Annotated in this window: 21 protein-coding genes; 8 read left to right on the plus strand and 13 right to left on the minus strand. The window is 53.7% G+C overall.

Features of this window, described 5'->3' with window-relative positions; translation table 11 throughout:
* The first annotated feature begins 32 nt into the window (after positions 1-32).
* The 3 genes from glyQ (at position 33) to gmhB (ending at position 3,797) form a co-directional block, all read left to right on the plus strand.
* Positions 33-992: a glycine--tRNA ligase subunit alpha gene (glyQ, locus tag QC816_RS06885; protein WP_309781454.1), complete on the plus strand. Its 960-nt coding sequence runs from the start codon at positions 33-35 to the stop codon at positions 990-992.
* Positions 992-3,058, plus strand: coding sequence for a glycine--tRNA ligase subunit beta (glyS, locus tag QC816_RS06890; protein WP_309781455.1), 2,067 nt, complete (start codon positions 992-994; stop codon positions 3,056-3,058). The genes glyQ and glyS overlap by 1 nt, the downstream gene beginning before the upstream one ends.
* A 166-nt stretch (positions 3,059-3,224) precedes the next feature.
* A complete protein-coding gene (gmhB, locus tag QC816_RS06895; RefSeq protein ID WP_309781456.1) occupies positions 3,225-3,797 on the plus strand; it encodes a D-glycero-beta-D-manno-heptose 1,7-bisphosphate 7-phosphatase in 573 nt (190 codons plus the stop codon).
* Positions 3,798-3,869: 72 nt separating this feature from the next.
* On the opposite strand, the gene gyrB is transcribed toward gmhB, so the two are convergent.
* The 4 genes from gyrB to dnaA form a co-directional block, all read right to left on the minus strand.
* Positions 3,870-6,290 carry a DNA topoisomerase (ATP-hydrolyzing) subunit B gene (gyrB, locus tag QC816_RS06900; RefSeq protein WP_268901871.1) on the minus strand — a complete coding sequence of 807 codons (2,421 nt, stop codon included), beginning with the start codon at positions 6,288-6,290 and terminating at the stop codon, positions 3,870-3,872.
* Between the two features lie 39 nt (positions 6,291-6,329).
* Positions 6,330-7,433: a DNA replication/repair protein RecF gene (gene recF / locus QC816_RS06905; protein WP_309781457.1), complete on the minus strand. Its 1,104-nt coding sequence runs from the start codon at positions 7,431-7,433 to the stop codon at positions 6,330-6,332.
* An 88-nt stretch (positions 7,434-7,521) separates the two neighbouring features.
* Positions 7,522-8,625: a DNA polymerase III subunit beta gene (dnaN, locus tag QC816_RS06910; protein ID WP_066315588.1), complete on the minus strand. Its 1,104-nt coding sequence runs from the start codon at positions 8,623-8,625 to the stop codon at positions 7,522-7,524.
* Positions 8,626-8,680: 55 nt separating this feature from the next.
* Entirely contained in the window at positions 8,681-10,153 is a 1,473-nt protein-coding gene (gene dnaA / locus QC816_RS06915) for a chromosomal replication initiator protein DnaA (RefSeq protein ID WP_085919166.1), read from the minus strand.
* 532 nt (positions 10,154-10,685) lie between these two features.
* Between dnaA and rpmH the strand changes: the two genes are divergently transcribed.
* From rpmH to mnmE, 4 genes are all read left to right on the plus strand, one after another.
* A complete protein-coding gene (rpmH, locus tag QC816_RS06920; RefSeq protein WP_066315595.1) occupies positions 10,686-10,820 on the plus strand; it encodes a 50S ribosomal protein L34 in 135 nt (44 codons plus the stop codon).
* Between the two features lie 13 nt (positions 10,821-10,833).
* On the plus strand, positions 10,834-11,229 hold the full coding sequence (rnpA, locus tag QC816_RS06925) for a ribonuclease P protein component (protein ID WP_309781458.1): 396 nt from the start codon (positions 10,834-10,836) through the stop codon (positions 11,227-11,229).
* Between the two features lie 114 nt (positions 11,230-11,343).
* Positions 11,344-13,050 (plus strand): membrane protein insertase YidC, encoded by a 1,707-nt coding sequence (gene yidC / locus QC816_RS06930; RefSeq protein WP_085919168.1) that lies wholly within the window; start codon positions 11,344-11,346, stop codon positions 13,048-13,050.
* Between the two features lie 109 nt (positions 13,051-13,159).
* Positions 13,160-14,530, plus strand: coding sequence for a tRNA uridine-5-carboxymethylaminomethyl(34) synthesis GTPase MnmE (gene mnmE / locus QC816_RS06935; protein ID WP_309781459.1), 1,371 nt, complete (start codon positions 13,160-13,162; stop codon positions 14,528-14,530).
* A gap of 16 nt (positions 14,531-14,546) precedes the next feature.
* Here mnmE and QC816_RS06940 read toward each other — a convergent pair whose 3' ends face one another.
* From QC816_RS06940 to rdgB, 4 genes are all read right to left on the minus strand, one after another.
* The gene (locus tag QC816_RS06940; RefSeq protein WP_085919170.1) at positions 14,547-15,392 is read right to left on the minus strand and encodes a 23S rRNA (adenine(2030)-N(6))-methyltransferase RlmJ; all 846 of its coding nucleotides are present in this window, start codon (positions 15,390-15,392) and stop codon (positions 14,547-14,549) included.
* A 75-nt stretch (positions 15,393-15,467) separates the two neighbouring features.
* Entirely contained in the window at positions 15,468-16,154 is a 687-nt protein-coding gene (locus tag QC816_RS06945; RefSeq protein ID WP_085919171.1) for a YiaD family glycine zipper/OmpA-like lipoprotein, read from the minus strand.
* A 35-nt stretch (positions 16,155-16,189) separates the two neighbouring features.
* On the minus strand, positions 16,190-17,359 hold the full coding sequence (gene hemW / locus QC816_RS06950) for a radical SAM family heme chaperone HemW (RefSeq protein ID WP_309781460.1): 1,170 nt from the start codon (positions 17,357-17,359) through the stop codon (positions 16,190-16,192).
* Positions 17,352-17,960, minus strand: coding sequence for an RdgB/HAM1 family non-canonical purine NTP pyrophosphatase (gene rdgB, locus QC816_RS06955; protein WP_309781461.1), 609 nt, complete (start codon positions 17,958-17,960; stop codon positions 17,352-17,354). The genes hemW and rdgB overlap by 8 nt, the downstream gene beginning before the upstream one ends.
* Positions 17,961-18,227: 267 nt before the next feature.
* On the opposite strand from rdgB, the gene QC816_RS06960 reads away from it, so the two are divergent.
* Complete coding sequence (locus QC816_RS06960; protein ID WP_309781462.1) at positions 18,228-18,920, plus strand: LuxR C-terminal-related transcriptional regulator; 693 nt, start codon at positions 18,228-18,230, stop codon at positions 18,918-18,920.
* Positions 18,921-19,121: 201 nt separating this feature from the next.
* Here QC816_RS06960 and QC816_RS06965 read toward each other — a convergent pair whose 3' ends face one another.
* The 5 genes from QC816_RS06965 to QC816_RS06985 form a co-directional block, all read right to left on the minus strand.
* A complete protein-coding gene (locus QC816_RS06965; protein WP_309781463.1) occupies positions 19,122-20,228 on the minus strand; it encodes a hypothetical protein in 1,107 nt (368 codons plus the stop codon).
* Between the two features lie 185 nt (positions 20,229-20,413).
* Positions 20,414-21,217 (minus strand): hypothetical protein, encoded by an 804-nt coding sequence (locus tag QC816_RS06970; protein ID WP_309781464.1) that lies wholly within the window; start codon positions 21,215-21,217, stop codon positions 20,414-20,416.
* Positions 21,218-21,249: 32 nt separating this feature from the next.
* Positions 21,250-21,957, minus strand: coding sequence for a C39 family peptidase (locus QC816_RS06975; RefSeq protein ID WP_309781465.1), 708 nt, complete (start codon positions 21,955-21,957; stop codon positions 21,250-21,252).
* Between the two features lie 77 nt (positions 21,958-22,034).
* Positions 22,035-22,955, minus strand: coding sequence for a hypothetical protein (locus QC816_RS06980; protein ID WP_309781466.1), 921 nt, complete (start codon positions 22,953-22,955; stop codon positions 22,035-22,037).
* Positions 22,956-23,019: 64 nt separating this feature from the next.
* On the minus strand, positions 23,020-23,691 hold the full coding sequence (locus QC816_RS06985) for a hypothetical protein (protein WP_309781467.1): 672 nt from the start codon (positions 23,689-23,691) through the stop codon (positions 23,020-23,022).
* Positions 23,692-24,089: the final 398 nt, after the last annotated feature.

Below are 24,089 nucleotides of genomic sequence, written 5' to 3' on the forward strand. Positions count from 1 at the left end.
TTATGAATTCATGGCCAACGGTGCTTTCCGCGATGAGTGTCTCGACAAACCAATCGACGCCTGATGTGTCGACCTTTCAAGGCTTGATCCTTGCGCTGCAACAGTATTGGGCAGAACAAGGCTGTGTCATTCTCCAGCCGCTCGATATGGAGGTTGGTGCAGGCACTTTTCACCCCGCTACCTTCCTGCGTGCCATTGGGCCGGAGACCTGGAACGCTGCCTATGTCCAGCCGTCTCGCCGCCCTACAGACGGCCGCTACGGCGAAAATCCCAACCGCCTGCAGCATTACTATCAATTTCAGGTGGTCATGAAGCCGTCACCCAGCAATCTCCAGGACCTGTACCTTGGCTCATTGAAACGCCTAGGACTGGACCCGCTGATCCATGACGTGCGCTTCGTCGAGGACAACTGGGAATCCCCTACCCTCGGCGCCTGGGGGCTTGGCTGGGAAGTCTGGCTGAACGGCATGGAAGTCACCCAGTTTACCTATTTCCAGCAGGCCGGCGGTATCGAATGTTACCCGGTCACCGGCGAGTTGACCTACGGGCTTGAGCGCATCGCCATGTACCTGCAAAACGTCGACAGCGTCTATGACCTGGTTTGGGCCATTGCCCCCGACGGCAGCGAAGTCAGCTACGGCGACGTTTACCTGCAGAATGAACGCGAACAATCCGCCTATAACTTCGAACACGCTGACGTTGAACAGTTATTTGCTAACTTTGACCATCAGGAACAAGAGTGCAGCAAATTGCTGGCAGCCAGACTTCCACTGCCCGCTTATGAACAGGTGCTGAAGGCGTCGCATACGTTCAACTTGTTAGACGCGCGTCACGCCATTTCGGTCACCGAGCGTCAACGCTTTATTCTACGCGTTCGGACCATGGCACGGGACGTCGCCACTGCCTATTTTGAGTCGCGCAAAGCTGAAGGTTTCCCCATGGCCCCGGAATCACTGCGCAACGAACTACTCGCCGATCAGGGAGACGCATAATGGCTGTTGATACGCTTCTACTGGAACTGGGCGCTGAAGAGCTTCCGCCGACGGCCCTGGATGCGCTTTCAGATGCCTTCGCGGCCGGGATCGAAAAAGGCCTGCAGGAAGCTGACATTCCCTTTCAGGGCGTTACGGCTTATGCGACACCCCGCCGTCTGGCGGTGCAGGTGAAAAACCTAGCCGACAAACAACCTGACCGTGAAGTCGAGCGCCGTGGTCCAGCCCTGGCAGCCGCCTTCAAAGAGGGAGCGCCCACCAAGGCGGCAGAAGGCTTTGCGCGCTCCTGCGGTGTCAGCGTGGATGAATTGATCCACCTGGAAACCGACAAGGGCACCTGGCTTGGCTTTCGCGAACATCAGCCGGGTGAAAGTGTACAGACGCTACTGCCCGATATTCTGCGCAAAGCGATCAGCGCGCTGCCCGTGCCCAAAAACATGCGCTGGGGTACCTCGCGAATAGAGTTCTCCCGCCCGGTTCATTGGCTTGTGGCCCTTTACGGCAGCGATGTCATTGCTGCCGAGGCACTGGGTTTGCAAGCCAGCCGTACCACTTATGGTCATCGCTTCCACGCCCCGGATGCCATTCAGCTCGAGCATGCCGATGCTTACCTTGGCGCACTGGAAGACGCCTTTGTGCTGGCCGACCGTCAACAGCGCCGGGAGCGTATCCGCGAGCAGGTGCTGGCAGAGGCGGAAGTACAGGAAGCCAACGCGGTAATCGACGAAGACCTTTTGGTCGAAGTCAGCGGTCTGGTTGAGTGGCCCGTGGCACTGACTGGCAGCTTTGACGAACGCTTCCTGGAAGTGCCTGCCGAATGTCTGGTTTCCTCAATGAAGGCCAACCAGAAGTACTTTCATTTACTGGATGATCAGGGCAAGCTCAAGCCACTTTTCATTACCATCTCGAACATCGACAGCGCTGATCCTCAGCAGGTGATTTCAGGTAATGAAAAGGTCATTCGCCCGCGCCTGGCCGACGCGGCGTTTTTCTACGACACCGACCGTAAGCGTACCCTTGCTTCGCGTATTCCCCAGTTGGAAAGCGTGGTCTTCCAGCAGCAACTCGGGACCCTGGCCGACAAGGCACGCCGCAGCAGTGCTATCGCAAGCCACATTGCCGAAAGGATTGGCGGTGACGTCACCCATGCCCAACGCGCCGTTGCACTTGCCAAGTGTGATCTGGTGACCGAGATGGTACTGGAATTCCCTGAGCTTCAGGGCATCATGGGGCGTTACTACGCCGAGCAGGATGGCGAACCCGCTGACGTTGCCCAGGCACTTGAAGAACAGTACCTGCCTCGCTTTGCGACCGATGCCATTCCCCATAGTGCGACAGGCAAGGCGCTTGCTCTGGCTGACCGTCTGGACACCCTGGTCGGCATTTTCGGTATTGGTCAGCGGCCGACTGGCGCCAAAGACCCCTTTGCATTGCGTCGCGCCTCTATCGGTGTGCTGAACATCCTGGTCAAAGGCGAGCTCAATCTCGACCTTCGTGAGCTGCTTAACGTGGCCGCTGAACAGTACCAGGATCTCCACAAGGCGGAAGGACTAATCGATGATGTCCTGACCTACATGCTCGATCGTTTCCGCGCCTGGGGCCAGGAAGAAGGCATCACCGCCGAAATGTACCTGGCTGTTCGCGCCCGCCCGGTGACCAAGCCGCTCGATTTCGCTCGCCGCCTGCGTGCCGTCAAAGCTTTCGCCCAGCGTGATGAGGCGGCTGCCCTGGCCGCAGCCAATAAGCGTGTTTCTAATATTCTCAGCAAGCAGGAACATGACGGCAGCACTCAGGTCGATCAAAGCCTGCTGCAAGAGCCGGCGGAACAAGCATTGTTCAATGCAGTAACCCGCAGCCAGCATCAGGTGACTCCGCTGTTTGCCGCTGGTGATTACCAGCAGGCGCTTGATGCGTTGGCAACGTTGCGCGAGCCGGTGGATAATTTCTTTGATCAGGTGATGGTGATGGCCGATGATGAATCCATTCGCCGTAATCGCCTTGCATTGCTTGCCAGTCTTCAGGCGCTATTCCTTGAAGTGGCAGACATCGCCCAATTGCCTCAATAACGCCAACCCAGTATCTGATACGGTTTGAAACACGGAAAGCCCGGCACCCAGGTTGCCGGGCTTTTTTATACCCACAGCACTGTTTCACGTGAAACATTCGCGCTTTTATTGATCCGCTTTTAATCTAAGGCTAAAGCGAAAGCACCACCATCACCCAAGGATACCTATGCTGAGTGCTCACCAGTTGGTCATTCTCGATCGCGACGGCGTTATCAACCATGACTCTGACGCCTACATCAAATCTTTGAGCGAATGGGTCCCCTTACCCGGAGCTATCGAGGCCATCGCCAAGCTATCCCGCGCGGGCTTCACGGTTGCGATTGCCACTAACCAATCGGGCATTGCCCGGGGTTTTTACGATGAATCGACGCTGCAAGCCATGCACGACCATCTTCAAAGTCAGGTAAATGCCAAAGGTGGCCAAATTACCCATATCGCCTACTGCCCACATGGACCAGACGATCACTGCGATTGCCGCAAACCGTTACCCGGCCTGCTTGCTGAAATACAGGAAAAACTGGAATTGGAGAGCCTTGAGGGCAGCTGGATGGTCGGTGATAGCCTGAGAGATCTTCAAGCAGGTGAAGCGGTTGGCTGTCGACCGGTACTGGTCAAAACGGGCAAAGGGGAAAAAACGCTCTCCAGGAATATAGGTCTGGAGAAGGCACTGGTCTATCGCGATCTGGCAGAGTTTGCTGATTGGCTGTGTGACCAACAACAGATAATTCCTCAGCCATAAAAAAACGCTGCTCCTGAGCGGGCAGCGTTTTTCATCAGGCAAAGCACCGACTGTTTCACGTGAAACAGCGTGCTAGATATCGATATTCGCCGTCAGCGCATTGGATTCAATAAAGTCACGCCGCGGCTCAACTTCATCACCCATCAAGGTGTTGAACATCATGTCAGCCGCCACCGCGTCTTCAATGGTGACCCGCAGCATACGACGACTATCAGGATCCATCGTGGTATCCCAGAGTTGTTCCGGGTTCATCTCACCAAGGCCTTTGTAACGCTGCACAGAAAGGCCACGCTGACCTTCCTGCATCAACCAGGCCAGCACTTCAGAGAAGTGGGCAACCGGCTTCTGGCGCTCGCCTCGAGCGATATAGGCACCTTCTTCAAGAAGGCCGTTAATCGTGCCACCCAGCGCCGCAATGGCGCGGTAATCTGCACTTTCAAAGAAATCCAGACCCCATACATACTCAGTCGTCACACCATGAGCAATGAGCGATACGGCGGGCAGGTGAAGATCACGCTCCGTGTCTTCGTGGAGATAGAACTGATAACGCGGGCCACCTTCATAGGCCACCATGTCATCCATGGCTTTTTGCAGCTCGGCAATCCAGTTTTCCATGGTAACGCGATCTTTAAGGCTTGCTTCACCCTCAAGAGCGGTGGCGTGAACAGCCTGCTTGAGCACTTCGATGGGGTATACCCGTGCAAGGCGGTCAATACGCTTCATCACATTGCGGTACTGGTTAACCAACGATTCAAGCTGCGACCCGGCGATACCCGGCGCATCGGCATTGACATGGAGCCCTGCACCGTCAAGGGCTGTGGTCGTCAGGTAATCAACCATCGCCTGCTCGTCTTTGAGGTAAAGCTCTTGCTTGCCACGCTTGATCTTGTAAAGCGGTGGCTGCGCGATAAACACATGACCGCGCTCGATCAGCTCGGGCATCTGACGGAAAAAGAACGTAAGCAGCAGCGTTCGAATATGCGAGCCATCAACATCAGCGTCTGTCATGATGATGATGGAATGATATCGTAATTTGTCGGGATTAAACTCTTCGCGACCAATACCGCAGCCCAGCGCGGTTATTAGCGTGCCAACTTCCGCTGACGATAGCATCTTGTCGAAACGCGCCTTTTCGACGTTCAGTATCTTGCCTTTAAGCGGCAAAATCGCTTGCGTGCGACGGTCGCGGCCCTGCTTGGCACTGCCACCCGCCGAATCACCCTCCACCAGATACAGTTCCGACTGGCTGGGGTCTTTTTCCTGGCAGTCGGCGAGCTTGCCAGGCAGCCCGGCAATATCCAGCGCCCCTTTACGGCGTGTCATATCCCGCGCCTTACGAGCCGCTTCACGCGCCCGTGCTGCATCAAGCATCTTATTAACGATTGCTTTGGCTTCGTTGGGCTTCTCGATCAAGTAGTCAGAAAATTGACGGCCCATTTCCTGTTCTACCGCGGTCTTAACTTCCGAGGAGACCAGCTTGTCCTTGGTTTGTGAGGAGAACTTCGGGTCAGGCACTTTTACTGAAATAATCGCGGTCAAGCCTTCTCGCGCATCATCACCCGAGGTATTGACCTTGGCCTTCTTGAGCAGACCTTCAGCCTCGATGTAATGGTTCAGCGTCCGCGTTAACGACGCGCGAAAGCCAGCCAGGTGCGCACCGCCATCGCGCTGGGGAATATTGTTGGTGTAGCAGAAAATACTCTCTGTAAAGGTATCGTTCCACTGCATGGCCACTTCCACTTCAATACCGTCCTCACGAACCGCGTTGAAGTGAAACACCGGGTTGAGCACCGATTTATTCTGGTTCAGGTGGTCAACAAACGCTTTCAAACCACCTTCATAATGGAAAAGCTCTTCCTTGCCACTGCGCTCATCCATCAAACGGATGGCAACGCCAGAATTCAGGAAGGACAACTCCCTTAGCCGTTTCGCCAGAATATCGTAGTGGAATTCGATACTGGTGAACGTCTCCGGTGAAGGCCGGAAATGCACTCGCGTACCACTCTTTTCTGTCGTGCCCACAACGGCGAGGGGAGCTTGGGGAACACCGTGGTGATAAACCTGTTCAAAAACGTCTCCCTGGCGCCAGATCGTCAGCCGAAGCTCTTCGGACAAGGCGTTGACCACGGAAACGCCCACACCATGGAGCCCCCCGGAAACCTTATACGAATTATCGTCAAACTTACCGCCTGCGTGCAGGACGGTCATGATGACTTCAGCGGCCGATACGCCTTCACCTTCGTGAATCTCGGTAGGCACACCGCGTCCATTATCGCTGACCGTGACGGATTCATCAGGGTGAATAACCACACGAATTTCGCTGCAGTGGCCAGCCAGGGCTTCATCGATGGAGTTATCCACCAACTCGAAGACCATGTGGTGCAGCCCGGTGCCGTCGTCTGTATCGCCGATGTACATGCCTGGACGCTTGCGTACCGCATCCAGCCCCTTGAGCACCTTGATGCTTGATGAATCGTAAGCCTGCTCGCTCATTGACCACTCCGTCGTGAAGTCTGTCTCTATCCGTGTCGTCTACCCTTCAGGCATTAACTGACTCAATCCATTATCCGCATGTTTCACGTGAAACATCCTTACATGGGTTTGAGCCTGCCATGTTTGCCTTAAAGCATCAGGTTCGACGCTGGTAATAAATACTTGGCACTGCATATCTTCCAGTAATTGACAAAACCTTAACCGATGCAGCTTGTCTAGCTCGGCGGGCAAGTCGTCAATCAAATAGATGCAATGCCGCTGTGACGCTCTTTCCAGAAGCCGACCCTGCGCTAGCTTGAGCGCACTCACCACCAGTTTTTGTTGGCCTCGGGAAAGAACTTCAATCGCAGGTTGCTTATTAAGCTTGATGCGCAAGTCTGCTCGCTGAGGGCCTTGCTGCGTAAAGCCCATTTGCTGATCGGTTGAACGGCTAGCCTGCAGTACATCAACCAACGACCTTCTTTTATCCCAGCCTCTCGCATAGTGAAGCGTTAAACCGGGTAGTGGGAGTAGCCATTCGAGGGTTTCTTCAAATACAGGGAGAAAATCAGCGAACCAGTCCCGTCTTAGCGTATCTATTTGCTCACCCCAGTTAGCAAACTCTTGCTCCCAGATGGCAAACTCCTGAGGCTCTATTCTACCATGCCTCAACAAGGCATTCCGATGTTTCAACGCTCGACGCGTTCGCTTCCATATTTCGAGAAAACCATGTTTCACGTGAAACACACCCCAGTCCAGGAATTCACGACGACCTGAGGGGGAACCTTCCAAAAGGCGAAAAGCATCAGGATTGATGAGTTGAAGCGGCATGGCTTCCACCAGATCCGCTAGGCGGGCGTTCTTATCACCCTTGATACGCAGTTCCAGCTCGCTGGTGGCGCGCAAGCGACGGACCCCTAGTGCAACATCAGGCTCTCCGGACAAACGGCCATACAGCGTTACGTGGGGCGCATCCGTTTGAATCGCATGCTTGAGCTGACGTGTCCTGAATGACCTGCCCATGCCCAGGATATGAATGCCTTCCAGCAAGCTTGTTTTACCGCTTCCGTTAACGCCATTAATCACGTTGATACCGGGCGACGGTGCCATATCCACAGGCTGCAAGTTGCGAAGACCATCGAAATTAAGCTGAAGAAGACCCATTCACCCGTCACTTATTTTGTGCGCCCTGAAACGTAGCGACGGCGCCCATATGCGCCGTCACTCGGTAAATTATCGCCAACTGAGAACTTTATAGACGCATCGGCATGACAACGTAGAGTGCGTCACCCCCACCCGGCTCTTCCAGAAGCGCACTGCTATTGGGGTCTGCAAGGGTGATTTGTACGCGGTCTTCATCCAGTACGCCCATCACATCGACCAGATAGCCGACGTTAAAACCAACTTCCATGGCCGAGCCCGTATATTCAACGGCAATGTTCTCTTCCGCTTCTTCCTGTTCAGGGTTATTGGCCATTACCTTGAGGTTATTTTCCTCGAGATAAAGGCGTACACCACGGTACTTCTCATTGGACAGGATAGCGGTGCGGGAAAGCACTTGGCGGAGTTCGGCGCGCTCAGCAATTAAAACCTTGTCACCGTTGCGCGGTACCACACGCTCATAGTCGGGGAATTTTCCATCAATCAGCTTGGACGTGAACGTAAAATCACCGGTGTGCGCCCTCACATGCGTGGATCCTAATGTCAGGCTCACCGGCTCATCGCTATCGTCAAGCAAACGGGACAATTCGAGAATCCCTTTACGGGGAACAATGAGCTTCTGTGACTGATCAACGGTCACGTCCACCGGCCGCGAACACATCGCCAGGCGATGCCCATCAGTCGCCACGGTGCGCAGGAGGTTGCTCTGAATCTCGAGCAGCATACCGTTCAGATAATAGCGAACATCCTGCTGGGCCATGGCGAAGGATGTCGCTTCGATCAGGTGTTTCAGTGTACCACGCGGAACACTCAATTCCTGGCTGCCTTCGGCATCTTCAATAGACGGAAATTCAGCTGCGGGAAGCGTCGACAGTGTGAAGCGAGACCGACCACTCCTCAGGACAGCGCGACCCTCTTCAACCGCTAGCTGTATATCTGACTGATCAGGGAGCGACTTACAAATATCCATCAACTTGCGGGCCGGCACGGTTGCCGAGCCTTCCTGATCCACCTGACTGGCGACAGTACGGCCAACCAATTCGACTTCCAGATCAGTGCCCGTCAGGGCCACCTGGTCACCGTCTACCTGGATCAGCACATTCGATAAAACAGGCAATGTCTGACGGCGCTCTACCACCCCTGCTACCAAGGTAAGCGGACGTAGCAGCGCCTCTCGGGAAATCGAAAATTTCATCAATACTCCGTTGTCTATCCTGAAAGACCTGCTGAAACAGGTCCGTCCTGGTTGATTAACTGGTCAGTAGGCGTAACAGGTTCTTATAGTCTTCGCGAATATCGGCGTTTTCTTCCTGCAACACTTTCACCTTGCGGCAGGCATGTAACACCGTCGTGTGATCACGACCGCCAAACGCATCGCCAATCTCAGGCAGACTGTGATTGGTCAATTCCTTGGCAAGCGCCATGGCAACTTGACGGGGCCTTGCAACCGACCGGGAACGCCGTTTGGATAATAAATCGGCAACCTTGATTTTGTAATATTCCGCTACCGTTCGCTGGATATTGTCGACGCCCACCTGCTTGTCTTGTAGCGCCAACAAGTCTTTAAGCGACTCACGTATAAAGTCCTGGGTAATGGTCTTGCCCATGAAGTGCGAGTCAGCAATCACTTTTTTGAGGGCACCTTCAAGCTCGCGCACGTTCGATCGAATCTTCTGGGCAATAAAGAACGCCGCATCATGGGGCAAGTCGACTTTGGCCTGATCCGCTTTTTTCATCAAAATAGCCACACGGGTTTCCAACTCAGGCGGCTCAATAGCGACAGTAAGGCCCCACCCAAAGCGTGATTTCAGGCGTTCTTCGACACCACTGATTTCCTTCGGGTAGCGATCCGACGTCAGAATCATTTGCTGACCGCCTTCCAATAACGCATTAAACGTATGGAAGAACTCTTCCTGAGAGCGCTCTTTACCGGCAAAAAATTGAATATCGTCAATGAGTAACGCATCAACACTACGGTAAAAACGCTTGAAGTCATTGATGGCATTGAGCTGTAGCGCCTTCACCATATCGGCCACGAAACGCTCCGAGTGAAGGTAGACCACACGCGCATTTTCACGGCGCAACGCCAGACCATTACCTACGGCATGCATCAAGTGGGTTTTACCCAGACCAACACCGCCATACAAGAATAGCGGGTTATAGGCCCCACCCGGATTTTCGGAAACCTGGCGAGAAGCCGCGCGCGCGAGCTGGTTGGATTTACCTTCCACGAAAGTATCAAAAGTAAAGTTAGGATTTAGCCCGCTGGTATGCTTGAGCCCACCCTCAACCTGAACCTGGCGCTCGTTCGAACGCCGGTCTGAACCACTTCCCTCCTCGCGTAGCTGATCGATTTCACGCTCGTCAGCAATGTCGCCCCGTGGCGGCGTATGAACAGCCGCCGACGCACGCGGTGCCGGAGAGGCCGAGACCGGATTACCCAGATCACGGGGTTGGGGGGCAGGTGCTGCTGGCCGTCGACTACCTACCGTGAGGCTAACCTTGGGAGGTTTCGAAGGGGCAAGCTCGCGCATCAGTTCGCTAATCCGCTTGGCGTACTTGTCACTCACCCAATCGCGCACAAAGCGGTTAGGCGCCAACAAGCGCAGCTCGTTAGCCTCACTATCTTCAGCCTGCAGTGGACGTATCCACGTGTTGAACTGCTGCGAACTCAGCTCGTCCTGCAGGTAATCCAGGCACTGTTGCCAAAGCGCGAGTGACACACATCTCACCATCGGTTGAAAAAGGCCGACCATTGTAGCGTCCAACGGCGTGGTTATCCACACAGGACTGGGGCGTTTTAATAAGCTGTGGAAAACTTTTCAGGTGTCGAATTGATAGATATTCCAAGTGCTGATCGACAGCTTACTGTTCATTATCGCTGGGCATTAATTCACAGTTAATCAACCACTTATCATCGTCTTTTCCGCAACTTATACACAACCTCATCTAGCTTTTATATAGTTGAATTTAAAGAAAAATATACAGTTGTTAACAAAATGTATCCCCACTATTAGCCACAAGGCAGCAGAAGACCAATGGCTGGACGCCGGTGCACTTCCCGGCAAGCACCATTGCGTGCTCCCTGACAGGCACCTGCGTGGACAGGCGGTATTTTTTACAAGGAAAAAATTGCACGTAACCCGGGAAGCCTCTACAATTTCCGGTCTTGAATTGAATCTCCCGGCTAGTTCCTCACTGGACCGGGTCTTTTGGAATTTATTTTCCGTCCTAACCACGTGGGAATAACGAGTTATGAAACGCACTTTTCAACCTAGCGTTCTCAAGCGCAAGCGCGCGCATGGCTTCCGTGCTCGTATGGCAACCAAAAATGGCCGCGCCATTATTTCGCGTCGCCGCGCCAAAGGCCGTAAGCGTCTGAGCGCCTGATCTCGGATTGCGTGTGCCACATCAAGGGTTTCCCCGGTGTTTTCGGTTACTTAACGCCGGGGATTACCGCTACGTTTTTGAGCAAGCAGATCTCAAGGTACATGGTAAAGGGATTATGGCGTTAGCACGCCGGAATACCCTCGGGCATCCCCGCCTTGGCCTCGTGGTCAGCAAAAAAAATGTGAAGCTCGCCGTTGATCGAAATCGCTTCAAAAGACTCGTTCGAGAGTCAGTCAGGCTACGTCAAGACCAGCTTCCCGCAGTGGATATTGTGGTACTTGCTCGGCGTGGCGTTCAGGACATGGACAATGACGTTTTATATCGTCAGCTCCATGGCATGTGGAAACGGCTTCGGCGCGACAGCCAGGCAGACAAGGCGCTACCTGCAAGCTCAAAGCACACTACTTGATGGGCACCTCATCGCTCGACCTCGGCCTGCCGCCTGGCAGGCTTTCGTGTGTCATGGGTCGAGTAATTGATACTGCGTCATTAGCATGTTCACCACCCAGCGGGCAGAACCCTCATGGACGTAAAACGACTTATATTACTGATTCCACTTGCCATTCTGGCCTATCTACTGGTTGTACAGTGGAATCAGGATTACGGACAGACGTCTTATCAACCGTCGTCCGAGGTATCGCAAGATCAAACACGCGATAACAACGCATCGTCGGGAAGTGGCGGTACGTCTGGCAATGACGACGCGGAAAACTTGTCGGTTCCCGGAGATAGCACTGCCGCTTCGCAGGACGCGCTAAACAGCGACGAAAGTGATAGCGACAGCCGTGACTTCATCGCGGTGACCACCGACGTGCTGGATGTTCGTATTGATCCACACGGTGGCGATATCGTGTATGCCGCCTTGCCGCAGCATAAACAGGCGCTCGAGTCGGATCGCAGCTATATTCTGCTTTCCGACAATCAAACGCGCAGTTACGTCGCACGCTCGGGCTTGCAACTTAACGGGGAAGCAAATCGCATTGCCTTTACCCCTGAGAAAAGCGAATACCTGCTGGGTGATGACGAAGAACAGCTTGAGGTCAACCTCACCGCCGAGATAAACGGCATTGAGGTCATCAAGCGGCTGACCTTCGAACGCGGCAATTATGCTGTTGACGTCAATTACTACTTGGCCAATAACACCGATGAGCCCGTTAGCGCTCGTTTTATCGGCCAGCTCGCTCGGGATAACAGCCCTGACCCGTCAAGCGGCGTCAGTATGGGCATGAATTCCTACCTGGGTGCGGCGTTTTCGACGCCTGAAGAGACCTACGGAAAGATTGATTTTGACGATATACAAGGCGGCAACTTCAATAATCGAGAGGCACAAGGCGGTTGGATTGCCATCATCCAGCACTACTTTGTCTCGGCCTGGGCGCCTTCTCAGGATCAGCAGAACCTTTACTACGTCTCGACAGACTCGCGCGACCGCAATGTCGTCGCCTTTGCTGGCCCCACCAGTGAGCTGGCGCCGGAAGAAGAAGCTTCCTTGGGCGCCACTCTCTATATGGGTCCCAAGGTCCAGGATCATCTTGAGGAAGTAGCGCCTAACCTTCGCCTGACGGTCGACTATGGCTGGCTGTGGTTCCTGGCAAACCCGCTCTTCTGGCTGCTTGACAAGATTCACGACATTGTCGGCAACTGGGGTTGGTCAATCGTCCTGTTGACGGTGTTGGTGAAAACCATTCTGTTCCCGCTTTCTGCCAAGGCTTACAAGTCGATGGCACGGATGCGCAAGCTTGGCCCCGAGATGCAGCGTCTCAAGGAGATGTACGGCGATGACCGCCAGAAAATGTCTCAAGAGATGATGAAGTTCTACCAGAAGGAGAAGATCAATCCTCTGGGTGGCTGCTTGCCGATTCTGGTACAGATGCCCGTCTTTATCGCCTTGTACTGGATGTTGCTGGAATCCGTTGAACTGAGACACGCTCCCTTCATCTTCTGGGTGCAGGATCTGTCGGTGAAAGACCCATACTTCATACTGCCGATTCTGATGGGCCTTTCGATGTTCGTGCAGCAACAGCTTAACCCAACGCCGCCTGATCCCATGCAGGCGAAGATCATGAAGATGCTACCCATCATCTTTACGTTCTTCTTCCTGTGGTTCCCGGCGGGCCTGGTGATCTACTGGGTGGTCAACAACATTATCTCAGTGGCGCAGCAGTACTTTATTACGCGCAAAATCGAGCAGGACCCAAGTATCGGCAAAGGCATGAAAACCAAAAAATAAAGCCGATACCTTGAACACCCAGACCCCCGCCCTTGCGGGGGTCTGGTGTTTCAGGGGGCAAAAACTCACACTACGCTCACTTGCCACCTGCACCTAAAAGAGAAACGCCATGGCAGACCGACTCTATACCCAAGACACCATCGCCGCCCTGGCCACGCCTCCCGGTCGTGGTGGCGTCGGTATTATTCGTGTTTCTGGCCCAGCCTGCCGCGACATTGCCGTCGCCATGCTAGGCCACTGCCCAGCCCCCCGCTACGCACACTATGGCGCTTTTATGGGCGCAGAAGGCAGTATCGATGAGGGGATCGCTATACTGTTCCCGGACCCTCACTCGTTCACCGGTGAAGATGTGCTCGAACTGCAAGGCCATGGCGGACCGGTGATCATGGATATGCTGCTTGAGCGCTGCGTCCAGTTAGGCGCCCGTCTGGCAAGGCCAGGGGAGTTTTCTGAGCGTGCTTTTCTGAATGACAAGCTTGATCTGGCCCAGGCCGAGGCCATTGCCGACCTGATAGATGCCACCTCCCGCTCGGCCGCCGAAAACGCGGTGCGTTCGCTGCAGGGCGAGTTTTCCAATCGGGTAGCCGCGCTGGTAGAGCGGCTTATCGAACTGCGCGTCTACGTCGAGGCGGCGATTGATTTTCCCGAGGAAGAAATCGACTTTCTGGCTGATGGCCACGTGGCGAGCCTGCTGGACGAGGTAAACCGTGAGCTTATCGACGTTCGGTCTGCTGCTGGCCAGGGAGCCTTGATGCGTGAGGGCATGAGCGTTGTCATTGCCGGGCGTCCCAACGCGGGTAAGTCGAGCTTGCTCAACGCCCTGACCGAGCAGGACACCGCCATCGTCACGGATATTGCCGGTACCACGCGGGATGTGCTGCGCGAACATATCCACATCGACGGAATGCCGCTGCATGTGATTGATACCGCAGGGCTGCGCGATACGCCGGATGCCGTTGAGCAGATCGGCGTCGCACGGGCCTGGGCAGAGATCGAAGGCGCCGACCGCGTGCTGCTCCTGGTCGATGCGTCAACGACCGATGAAACCGACCCCATGGCAATCTGGCCTGAATTTGTCGCCCGGCTGCCGGACCAGCAGCGCCTGACGCTGGTACGTAATAAAATCGACACCAGCGCCGAACAGGCCGGCATAGACTTATCCACAACCCCACCCACGGTGCGTCTTTCTGCAAAGACAGGGATAGGTGTGGATAACTTGAAAGCGCACCTGAAAGATATCATGGGCTTTTCAGCGACCACCGAGGGGCGTTTTTCGGCCCGCCGCCGCCACCTGGATGCGCTTGACCGGGCAATGAACGCCCTTGAAACCGGCCGCCGACAGCTCGAAGGCAATGGCGCCGGTGAATTGCTGGCGGAAGATCTACGCGATGCGCAGCAGGCGCTAGGTGAAATCACCGGTGAATTCAGCGCCGATGATCTGCTGGGTGAAATTTTCGGTAGCTTCTGTATCGGCAAATAAGCTCTCCCAGACAGCGCTACTCCCCTACCAACCAAGACGCGCAATAGCGGCTCTGTGTGCCCAGAAGTGGTGTCAGCTGGGCCATCGCGCCGGCCAGGCGTTCGTCCAACCCCCAGGGCGGGTTGATCACCAACATTCCACTTCCGTACATACCGCGCTCCTGGGTGTCCGCGTCTCGCAGGCACAATTCGCTACGCCAGATTTTACGGATGCCGCTGCGCTCAAGCGCTTCCAAAAGCACCTTGTGGTTGTTGGCAGGCAGCAATGGATACCAGATCAACACCACCGCGTGACGCGCTTTCGCAAGCGCCACATTAAGGGTATCCGCCACCAACTGATACTCGTCTTTACGCTCGTAGCTTGGGTCAATCAGCACACAGACACGAGGCGTTGCAACAGGCAGACGCTGGCATAATCCCTGCAAGCCATCGCCATGAATGCGTTCTACGCTTTCTGCTAGCGCCTGATCATCGAAATGCTGGTGCTCGCCAGGGTGCAACTCAAACCCGTACAACCGCTCCCTGGCACGAAGCGCCTGGCTGATCCACCAGGGAGAGCCGGGGTAATGGGCCAATTCGTTGGGATGGCGCTGCGCACGGGACAGGGCATCCAGCCAGCTGCACAGCAGCGGGTCGGACACCGATTGAGCTGCTTCCCAGAGAGGCCAGACACCATCCCGATACTCCTTCAAGCGCTGGGTTTCTTCGCTCGACAACGGGTAAAATCCGCGACCCGCGTGGGTATCGATATATGTCACCGGTGAAGGTTTGCGCAGCAGATACTCGATGGTTGCAAATAACGTCAAATGCTTATGTACATCGGCAAAATTGCCAGCATGATATGCGTGTTGATATGACAACATGATAATTCGACAACTCATAAAAAAGCCCGCCGTATCAGCATAGCGGGCATTGGGAAGGCTTCACAGCAACATTGCTTAGCCGCCTTGGCGTTGACCTTCTCCGGTGGGCGTTAAGGTAATTTCGACACGGCGATTCTGGCTGCGTCCGCTTTCAGTCTCATTACTGGCCACCGGCTGGGATTCACCATAGCCTCGAGTACTTAGACGCATTGAGGACACGCCATTCTGGTTCAAGTAGCTACCTACTGCCTGAGCCCGGCGCTCAGACAGTCGCTGATTATAGGCTTCGTCACCGGTGCTATCAGTATGGCCCGCAATGTTGATCCGGGTGTCAGCATATTCACTGACCACATTGGCCACTTCGTTTAACGAGCTGCGGGCCTGGCTGGTCAATTCAGCGGAATCAAAACCGAAAGTCACGCTGCTGGGCATATTCAGCACGATATCGTCGCCGCGGCGATCAATTTCAATGCGCGAACCTTCCAGGTTTTGGCGCAGTTGCTGCTCCTGGCGGTCCATATAAGCCCCTATGCCAGCACCCGCTGCGGCACCTACCGCCGCCCCAATCAGCGCCCGATCTCGGCGGCTAGTGCTACCATCCCCGGACAGCGCACCGGCAGCCGCGCCTACAACGGCACCAATACCTGTGCCGGTTGCCGTCGATGAGCGCTGAGTTTGACCGCCGCCGTAAGGGTCCGAGGTTGCACAACCGGCAACCAGCACAGCGGCCGCTAACGGGGTCAGTAGTCGAGAAATACGCATCGCTCACTCCTTAACATTGTCATCTACTTATGAAGTTACTCGTCGCTTATCAAAGCCAGCAACTCGTTCAAGAATAATAGACCTTGAGGCGATGCTTGCAGTCTTTTGGGCATTTCCATCAAAAGTCCTTTTTTCTCGGCATTGTGTAAACGCGCCAACAACACCTCAACCGGCAACCCCGTATGCGCTGACCACATGGAAACAGGAACCCCTTGGGTCAGACGCAGCGCATTCATCGAGAACTCCAGCGGCAGTTCGTTTGCAGCAATAGGCTGCTTGCCTGCAATAAAACCGCGCGGATCATTTACGCGTCTTAAATAGGCATCTGGCTGACGCGTTTTCCAACGCCGCTCAATATGCCATTGCCCCTGTGTATCAACATGGCTCAACTTCCCGTGAGCGCCCGCCCCGATGCCCAGGTAATCGCCAAATTGCCAATAATTGAGATTATGCAGGCTCTGTCGATCAAGGCGCGCGTAAGCGGAAATTTCGTAACGTTCCAGTCCCGCCTGCTGTAAACGTGAATGGCCCTGATCCTGAATGTCCCAAAGGGTTTCTTCATGGGGCAAGGTCGGCGGATGGACATAAAACGCCGTGTTGGGCTCTAGTGTCAATTGATACCAGGACAAGTGTTCAGGGGATAACGCCAGCGCTTGCTCAATATCCGCCATCGCCAGTTGAGACGTCTGCTGCGGCAGGCCGTGCATAAGGTCAATATTGAGGTTATCAAAGCCCGCCTGACGTGCCTGCCTGACGGCGCTGACGGCCTCTTCACCACCATGAATTCGACCCAATGCCGCCAGCTGGTCTGAATGAAAGCTTTGCACCCCGAGCGAAAGCCGGTTAATACCGGCATCTCGGTAACCGGTAAAGCGGCTTTGCTCAGTCGTACCCGGGTTGGCTTCAAGGGTGATTTCAATCGCCTCTGAAAATGGTAAGCGAGCACTCACTTCGCTTAAAAGGCGTCTATAGAAACCTGGCGAAAGCAGGCTTGGGGTTCCACCGCCGATAAATATGCTCTGTATGGTTCGCCCCGCCGCCAGCTCAAGATCGCCATCAATATCCTGTAACAACGCCTTAAGGTAAGCGGTTTCCGGCAATTCATTGCCCTGGGGCTCATGGGAATTAAAGTCACAATATGGGCATTTTCGCACGCACCACGGCGTATGGATATACAGCGATAACGGTGGCAACGGCTCAGCCATGGGCCACCTTCAACACGTCAACTAACCCGCTCAGAGCACGACCACGGTGGCTCAAGCGATTTTTCGTTTCGCTGGGTAATTCCGCCACGCTTGAACTCTGATCGGGCAGCCAGAATAGTGGGTCATAGCCAAAGCCGCCCTCACCGCGCGGGTGTGCCAACACTTCGCCTTCCCAGCTACGCTGCACAATAACGGGCACCGGGTCTTCAGGGTGTCGCAGGTAAACCAGAACACACCAATAACGTGCCGTTCGCTGCCCTTCCGGGCAATCCTGCAAGGCTTCAAGCAACTTGGCATTATTACGCTGGTCGCTTTTGGGTTCGCCTGCATAACGGGCGGAATAGATGCCCGGTGCGCCCTGTAACGCATCAACCTCTAGACCTGAGTCATCGGCAAGGGCCGGTAATCCACTTTGGCGGCTCGCTTCACGAGCTTTAATAAGCGCGTTTTCCACAAAGGTCACGCCCGTCTCCGCCACGTCGTGGACACCGTAATCAGCCTGGGTACGCACATCGAACCCAAGTGGCGCTAATAATTCATTGAATTCTTTCAATTTACCAACGTTTCCGCTGGCAAGCACAAACGTTTGAGTACTGGTCATCCGGCGAGCTCCTAAGGTGAACGATCAGTTTACGCATGCCAGAGGCTCGACTGAAGGGACCTTAATGTAACACCATGTAGCTTATATCAAATATAGTTGAAGTATTAGAAAAATAATAATTCTTTATATTCAATTTCTTATCGTATAAAAACCATTTCAGCTCACCTTATTTGATGGCTTTTTAGTAACAAATATTTACATTTAACAGTTAATAGACAACACTTAAAAGACCAACCGCTCATTCGTTGTTTCTACGAGGGTGTTCCAATGCCGCAGGCGAAGGCTATTGATACGGTATTTATCGTTACCGAAAAAAGCCCACAATCAAAATTATTTGCGGAGTATCTGGGGACTCATACCGAGTGCCAAGTGCAACTGCTGTCTCCCCATGACCATGTTACGGCACCGGCATCGGGTAATGCCCTGATGTTGATCGACAGCGATCACATCAGCGTTGATACCCTGCCAGACTGGCAGCATCAGCTCCCTGAGACGCTCAATAACGCGCCATTAGCTGCCTTTAATATCCGCGATATGGATCATGCACTTGAAGCGTTGTCCTGCGCGCAGTTGAAAGGGGTTTTCTATCGCCATGAAAGCCTGGATGTCATCTGCAAGGGCATTCATGCGCTGCTCGAGGGCGAGCTATGGATGTCCCGGGAACTCATGACGCGGTTGATCCTGTTTTATCGCAAATATCAAAACAACGCTTTCAGGCCCGCCTGCGGTCTCACAAACCGCGAAATGGAAATTATCTCGCTGTTGAGTGCCGGGGCTTCCAACCATCAGATTGCTGAAAAACTGTTCCTCAGCGAACACACAGTCAAGTCTCACCTTTACAATATCTTCCGCAAAATCAACGTACACAACCGCATTCAGGCGCTAAACTGGATCCATCAGAATTTGGGCCCCATCCTGCCCAACATTGAAACCGCACGCAGTTTGCAGCGTCGCCATTAGCCAACAATAGAACGAAGGGGCATGGTAAATGCCTCCGTTTTTCTAGTTTTTCTCACTAAGTTGGCAGTGTTGACTCTCTTACTTCTGCCGCAGCCAAAGTGCTGAGGCTATTTTATGCATGCTGGGAGAGTTCGCTAAATGGTGAAACACCATCGTGAACCTTCCCTGCGCCCAACTTAGCGCAGGGAAGGTTCATATTGGTTAGATCTGGAAAGGCATACGGAAATTGAGCGTGAAGTCTGGCGCATCGTCGGTCAAGCCGATACCCATACTGGTAACGATCGAGGTGGAATCTGACAAGCCATAGGTAGCTCCGAAATTGAACGAAGCGGCATTGGCGCTACTACCGATGACCGACTGCTCATCCCCTCCCTCGACGGTAACGTTTGTCTCCAGGGAGTGCTGATGGGTAAACGACATGGAAAGACTGAAGCGCTCGTTCAGGGCGAAGGCAGTCCCGAATCCCAGACGAATACTATCTCCCAGATTGATCTCGCCGGGTACTGTCTGATCGCTTGAGTTAATATCGTCAAAGTCTTGGGCGATGTTATGAGTGTAGCCAACATTGGCAAAGATGATGGCCGGGTCAACCGTCTTGAGGAACGAAAACCCAGTGCTGACCCCCCAGACGCCATTGCCGGTTGGAAGCTCGGTTGGCACGGTTAAGTTTTCAGTTCCACCTTCCTCGACATCCACGATTCTGGTATTGGTCCTGATATCGTAAGGATGCCTACCAGTCGGTGCCCGAACAGAGAAATTCCATACTACATCGGGCCGGGACTGGGTTTCTGCCAAGACACGATAGTAGAGGCCAGCACTGATATCCCCCAAATCACCTTGACTGACGGTTTCTTCGACTAGCCCACCTGTCGCACCACCGGCACCGATGGTTTCATAGTGGCTACTACGGTAGACATAAGGGACTACCAGTTCCAGCTCTAGACGGTCTGATACCCCATAACGGGTACTTACATCAAAAGTGGTCGTGTGGCTCTCCACCGTATCCACGCTGATATTACCCAGAAAGATGGCATCCAGCGCCAGGAACCCGCTTAGCGCCAATTCACTACTGTTAGAGTAAGAGTAGCTGATACCTGGCTCGATCGTTAAACGGTCTGAAAAAAGCGCGTGTTCCTCGCGTAGCACGTTCTGGACGCTCTGGCTGGGCTGGGCCTCTCGAACGACCTCTTCATTGGTGCCCTGTGCCATTGCCGCCGTCGACAGGCTACCCGCCGTGCAAAGACATAGCGAAAGTAAGAATCGGTGACCCGCAGACGGAAACTTGCTTGTCGAATTATTATACTGCATTGATGATCCCCTTAAATATGAGCTCGGTAAGAGCCTTTCGCCTCCACTCCTTCGATCGCGAAGGAAGACCCAACTTCTTGATACCCTCAGTCAGCCTAAGAGGCAATAGACATCGTCAGATAAGCATGAAAAAGGCCGAAGATGATCGGCCTATTGCGTATGAAGAAGATAGAAATAGTTCTTGATCACAGGCGCTCCAGTGCGCGAACCGATTTCAACAAACTTTTGAAATCGCGATTGATACCCGCATCCGAGACTTTTCCCAACTGGACATTCAAGCGCGTCATATTACTGATTTGCTGATGGTCACTGGTAAGCTGGATGGATTGATGCAGACCACGTCCCGGGCTTATATCCTGACTTGCCACCCCCGCACCGGGCAGCGTCATCGTCATCCCTATCCCGCCGGCCTGTCTGCCAACCTTCACAAGGGCGCCTCCCTGAGCCAATTCTGTTTTGCCGTTTGCAGGTTGGCTGCTGTCACGTCCGCCACTTTGCCCTACATCAACCCAGAAGGTGTTATTCGCCGTATTGAAATCGCCACCAGCCTGGACCAGCTGTACCACGCCTCTGCCATTGGACAAACCGGTTCCAGGCAGAGAAGTATTGTTCATAGCCTGCTGATATGCAGCGTACTCTTCCGGAGTGGTAGAAGTAATATGGGAGGAAAACGTTGGTGAAGGTCGTCCACCCGCCATATCGATACCCAGATTCGCCCGCGCATGAATGTCCTCACCCAGCGACGTTTTCCAGTTCATCGACATTTCCACACCGAAGAACAGCACCTCGCGGTTATTAACGGCCTTGCCACGCAGCTGCGCTAATTCGGAGTCAGACAGTTGCATGCCGTATTTGAAAGCCGGATCGCTGAAATCAGTCGCCACAGTAGCCGCCTGAACAGCCGGTATGTCAGTCAACAACATTGAAACACCGATTAGCGGCACGGCCATCGCCTCACCCCACCGTCGAATACTTTTATGCCCGTCCATGTTTCCACCCTCACAATTATCGCGCCAGGCGCTTAGAACACCTCAGCATGGCGAAACCCGAAATCCAGCAGTTGTTGCTTGGGGACTGGTGAGAAGACATCCGTGAGTCGGCGGGCCGTCAGCGGCTGAGCCGGATCAAGCAGTACCGTGCTGGTATCGAAGTTCTCCCCTACCACAGCGAAGATGACGTTGTTCCAAGCCTCAACAAATTCGGAGCGGTTCATTACCTTATTACCTAACGCAGGGTCGCCAACGTAGACCCGGTCGCCCTCAACTTTTTTCAGCACCACAAAGTGCTGATAGCCATCCAGATCCAGCAGCACAATGACCGGGATCGACACCGTATCCAGTGAGGGCTCATCAATCTTATAGCCACGACCGCGCAGACCTACCGTTTCCACATAATTATTGAGATCGAGCAACGAGAAGCCCAACCGTCTGGCCTGATCGGCATTGGCAATTTCAAACAAGCCCTGTAGAACCGTTTCTTCAGTAACATCAGACCGGCCATAGGCGTACTTGAGGATAGTGGCTAGCGAAGCCGCACCGCAGGAAAAATCCGTCTCCTGAGCCACGAGGTTCTCGAATTTCAACTCCCTCATGGACATCACTTGTTTGGTCACCTGGGTACCGGGTACGACGTTACCCATTTGGATCGACGCCGCTGCAACAGGATTAGCAACACCCAAAGCCGCCATAGACAAAGCCGCAAATCGCAGGGAAGCCCAAAAGGTCTTCATACTCGCCTCCGGCACGCTGCTAAATTCGAAAACCCGGCCCGCCAAATGGCGAGGCCGGGAACGAACTGAGTATCAACTCACTTGGCGCGAGCGATAGACAGCGTATTGCTCTGCATGTTGAGGTTGCCGGATGCGATGTTGACGCCGATATTACCGCTTGCGCCACCAAAGCTGTTGTGCAGCTCAGCAGTATTGGTATTGACGTCAAGGTTACAACCACAACCAACAGTGTCATTATCCAAATCGTTATCGTAGACGGACTGGACACCAACAACGGTCGCCTCGGCAGAGCTGTTCTGACCCAGCGCCAGCGCCATGCTGTTATGCTGGGCATTACCGAAGCCAGAGGCAGCATTCACACCGAGGTTGCCAGAAGCACCTCCAAAGGAACCACTGATCTTGGCATTGTTTTGGGTTGCGTCGTTATCGAAATTGTTGTTAGAGGATGACTGAAGTGAGAAGTTTGCGGCCTTGGCAAATACCATGGCTTCGTCGGTTGTTACAGATTCTTCAACCGTCGTATCAGTCTTCACCCAATGGCCCAAGATATTCTTATATTCATTTGTCGTAGTGGTAGTGGTAGTAGTCTGTTCACCAGTGCTACCTTTAGAAATAGCCGCATCGTTGGCCTGAGTGTTAAGACCTCCAGCCGATACGTTGACGCCAATGTTGCCACTAGCGCCGCCGCCGCTACCCGTCACCAGTGCATCATTGTCGCTTTGATCGTCATAGACCGTATTGTTATCGGAATACTGCTTACGATCGACGGTAGCAATTGAGAAATGATTCGGGTCCAGAACATCGGCTTTCATATCCAGTTCTACCCAGATATCGCTCTCGATCTCGTGACCAATTTCAACGGTGATATCGTTTTCGACGTCTACGTCCATATAGGCATCGGTATCGAAATCGTTGCTGCTGCCAGAAGCCAATGCATAGGGTGCTGCAAGAAGGGCAGCAATAGCCATGGCGAGCGGTGCTTTTGCGAATGTTTTCATGGTCTTTCTCCTGAATGAACTTGCAAGTAACGCTTTTGGTTTTATCAAGGCACAGCTACCGTTTTTAGCGAGCACCGGATGTCATGCGGACACCAACATGGTTCCCGGTAACGTTGCCCATTCCCGCCGACTGATTCACCTGGATGACACCGCGTGACCCTGCAAACGCCGAATCTTCAATGGCGACTCGCCGTTCTGACGTAGCATCATCTGACTCATCTGTCGGTTCTTGCGTACGGGACTGCACCTGACCCAGCGACTCGCTGTTGAGGGTGCTGCCCCTTATGCCCAGCGCCACACTCAAGGTGTTGCTCTGCACATTTTCCTGCCCCGCGGCCTGGTTGACTGAAATCCAGCCAACCGCCTGGCTCAACGCCTCATCTTTGATGACGGCGGTCGCTTGTTCCGGTGCGAGGCGATTATTCGATGAAACAACCTGAACCACGATGTTGTTGGCCAGGGCATAATCGCCCATGGCAATCACACCGGAGTTGCTCTGAAGATTGCTGTTACCGGCGGCTATATTGATGTTGATTGCTCCCTGAACATTGCTGAGAGAGTTACCATCAATCAGGGAGGCCGCACGGTAAGTGGTATTGAAAACCCGGTGGAAGCTATCGTCCTGAAGACGCTCCTGCCCCCAGGCACTCGCGATGAAGCCAGCCATGACAAGCGTCGATAATCCCTTTATCAGTATGGGCGCCGCCTCAAGCCCTTTTTCATGTTGTGCCATCATCGTCTCAACCTTCGACCGTGGGTGGGTCATCGCTTACAGATACACATAGATACAAAAAGTTATTTACTGAAATATTGATTTACATAATAGGAGAGGATCGAAAGAGAGCACACCTGATATTTTTCAAATCAGTCGGTGGTTTTTTTCATGCGGAAGGTGCGAAGGAAAGATGAGATTGCTTGAGTAAACCAGTATTAGCTATATCATCAATTAATAAAAAACTCTTAAAATACAATTATATAAAAATAAAATCATTAACGGGCACGATGAAAAAATCCCGGTTTCTAATGCCTTGACACGGTTGTGATCGATGATGAATCCGAGCTTGTGCTGATCTTTATCGAAATTTAGGGAGGGTTACAGTCCGAGGTCGGCAAAGAAAGCTTTTCGTAACATTA

The organism is Vreelandella janggokensis (assembly GCF_031451615.1).
In the GTDB taxonomy this organism is placed as follows: Bacteria; Pseudomonadota; Gammaproteobacteria; order Pseudomonadales; family Halomonadaceae; genus Vreelandella; species Vreelandella janggokensis.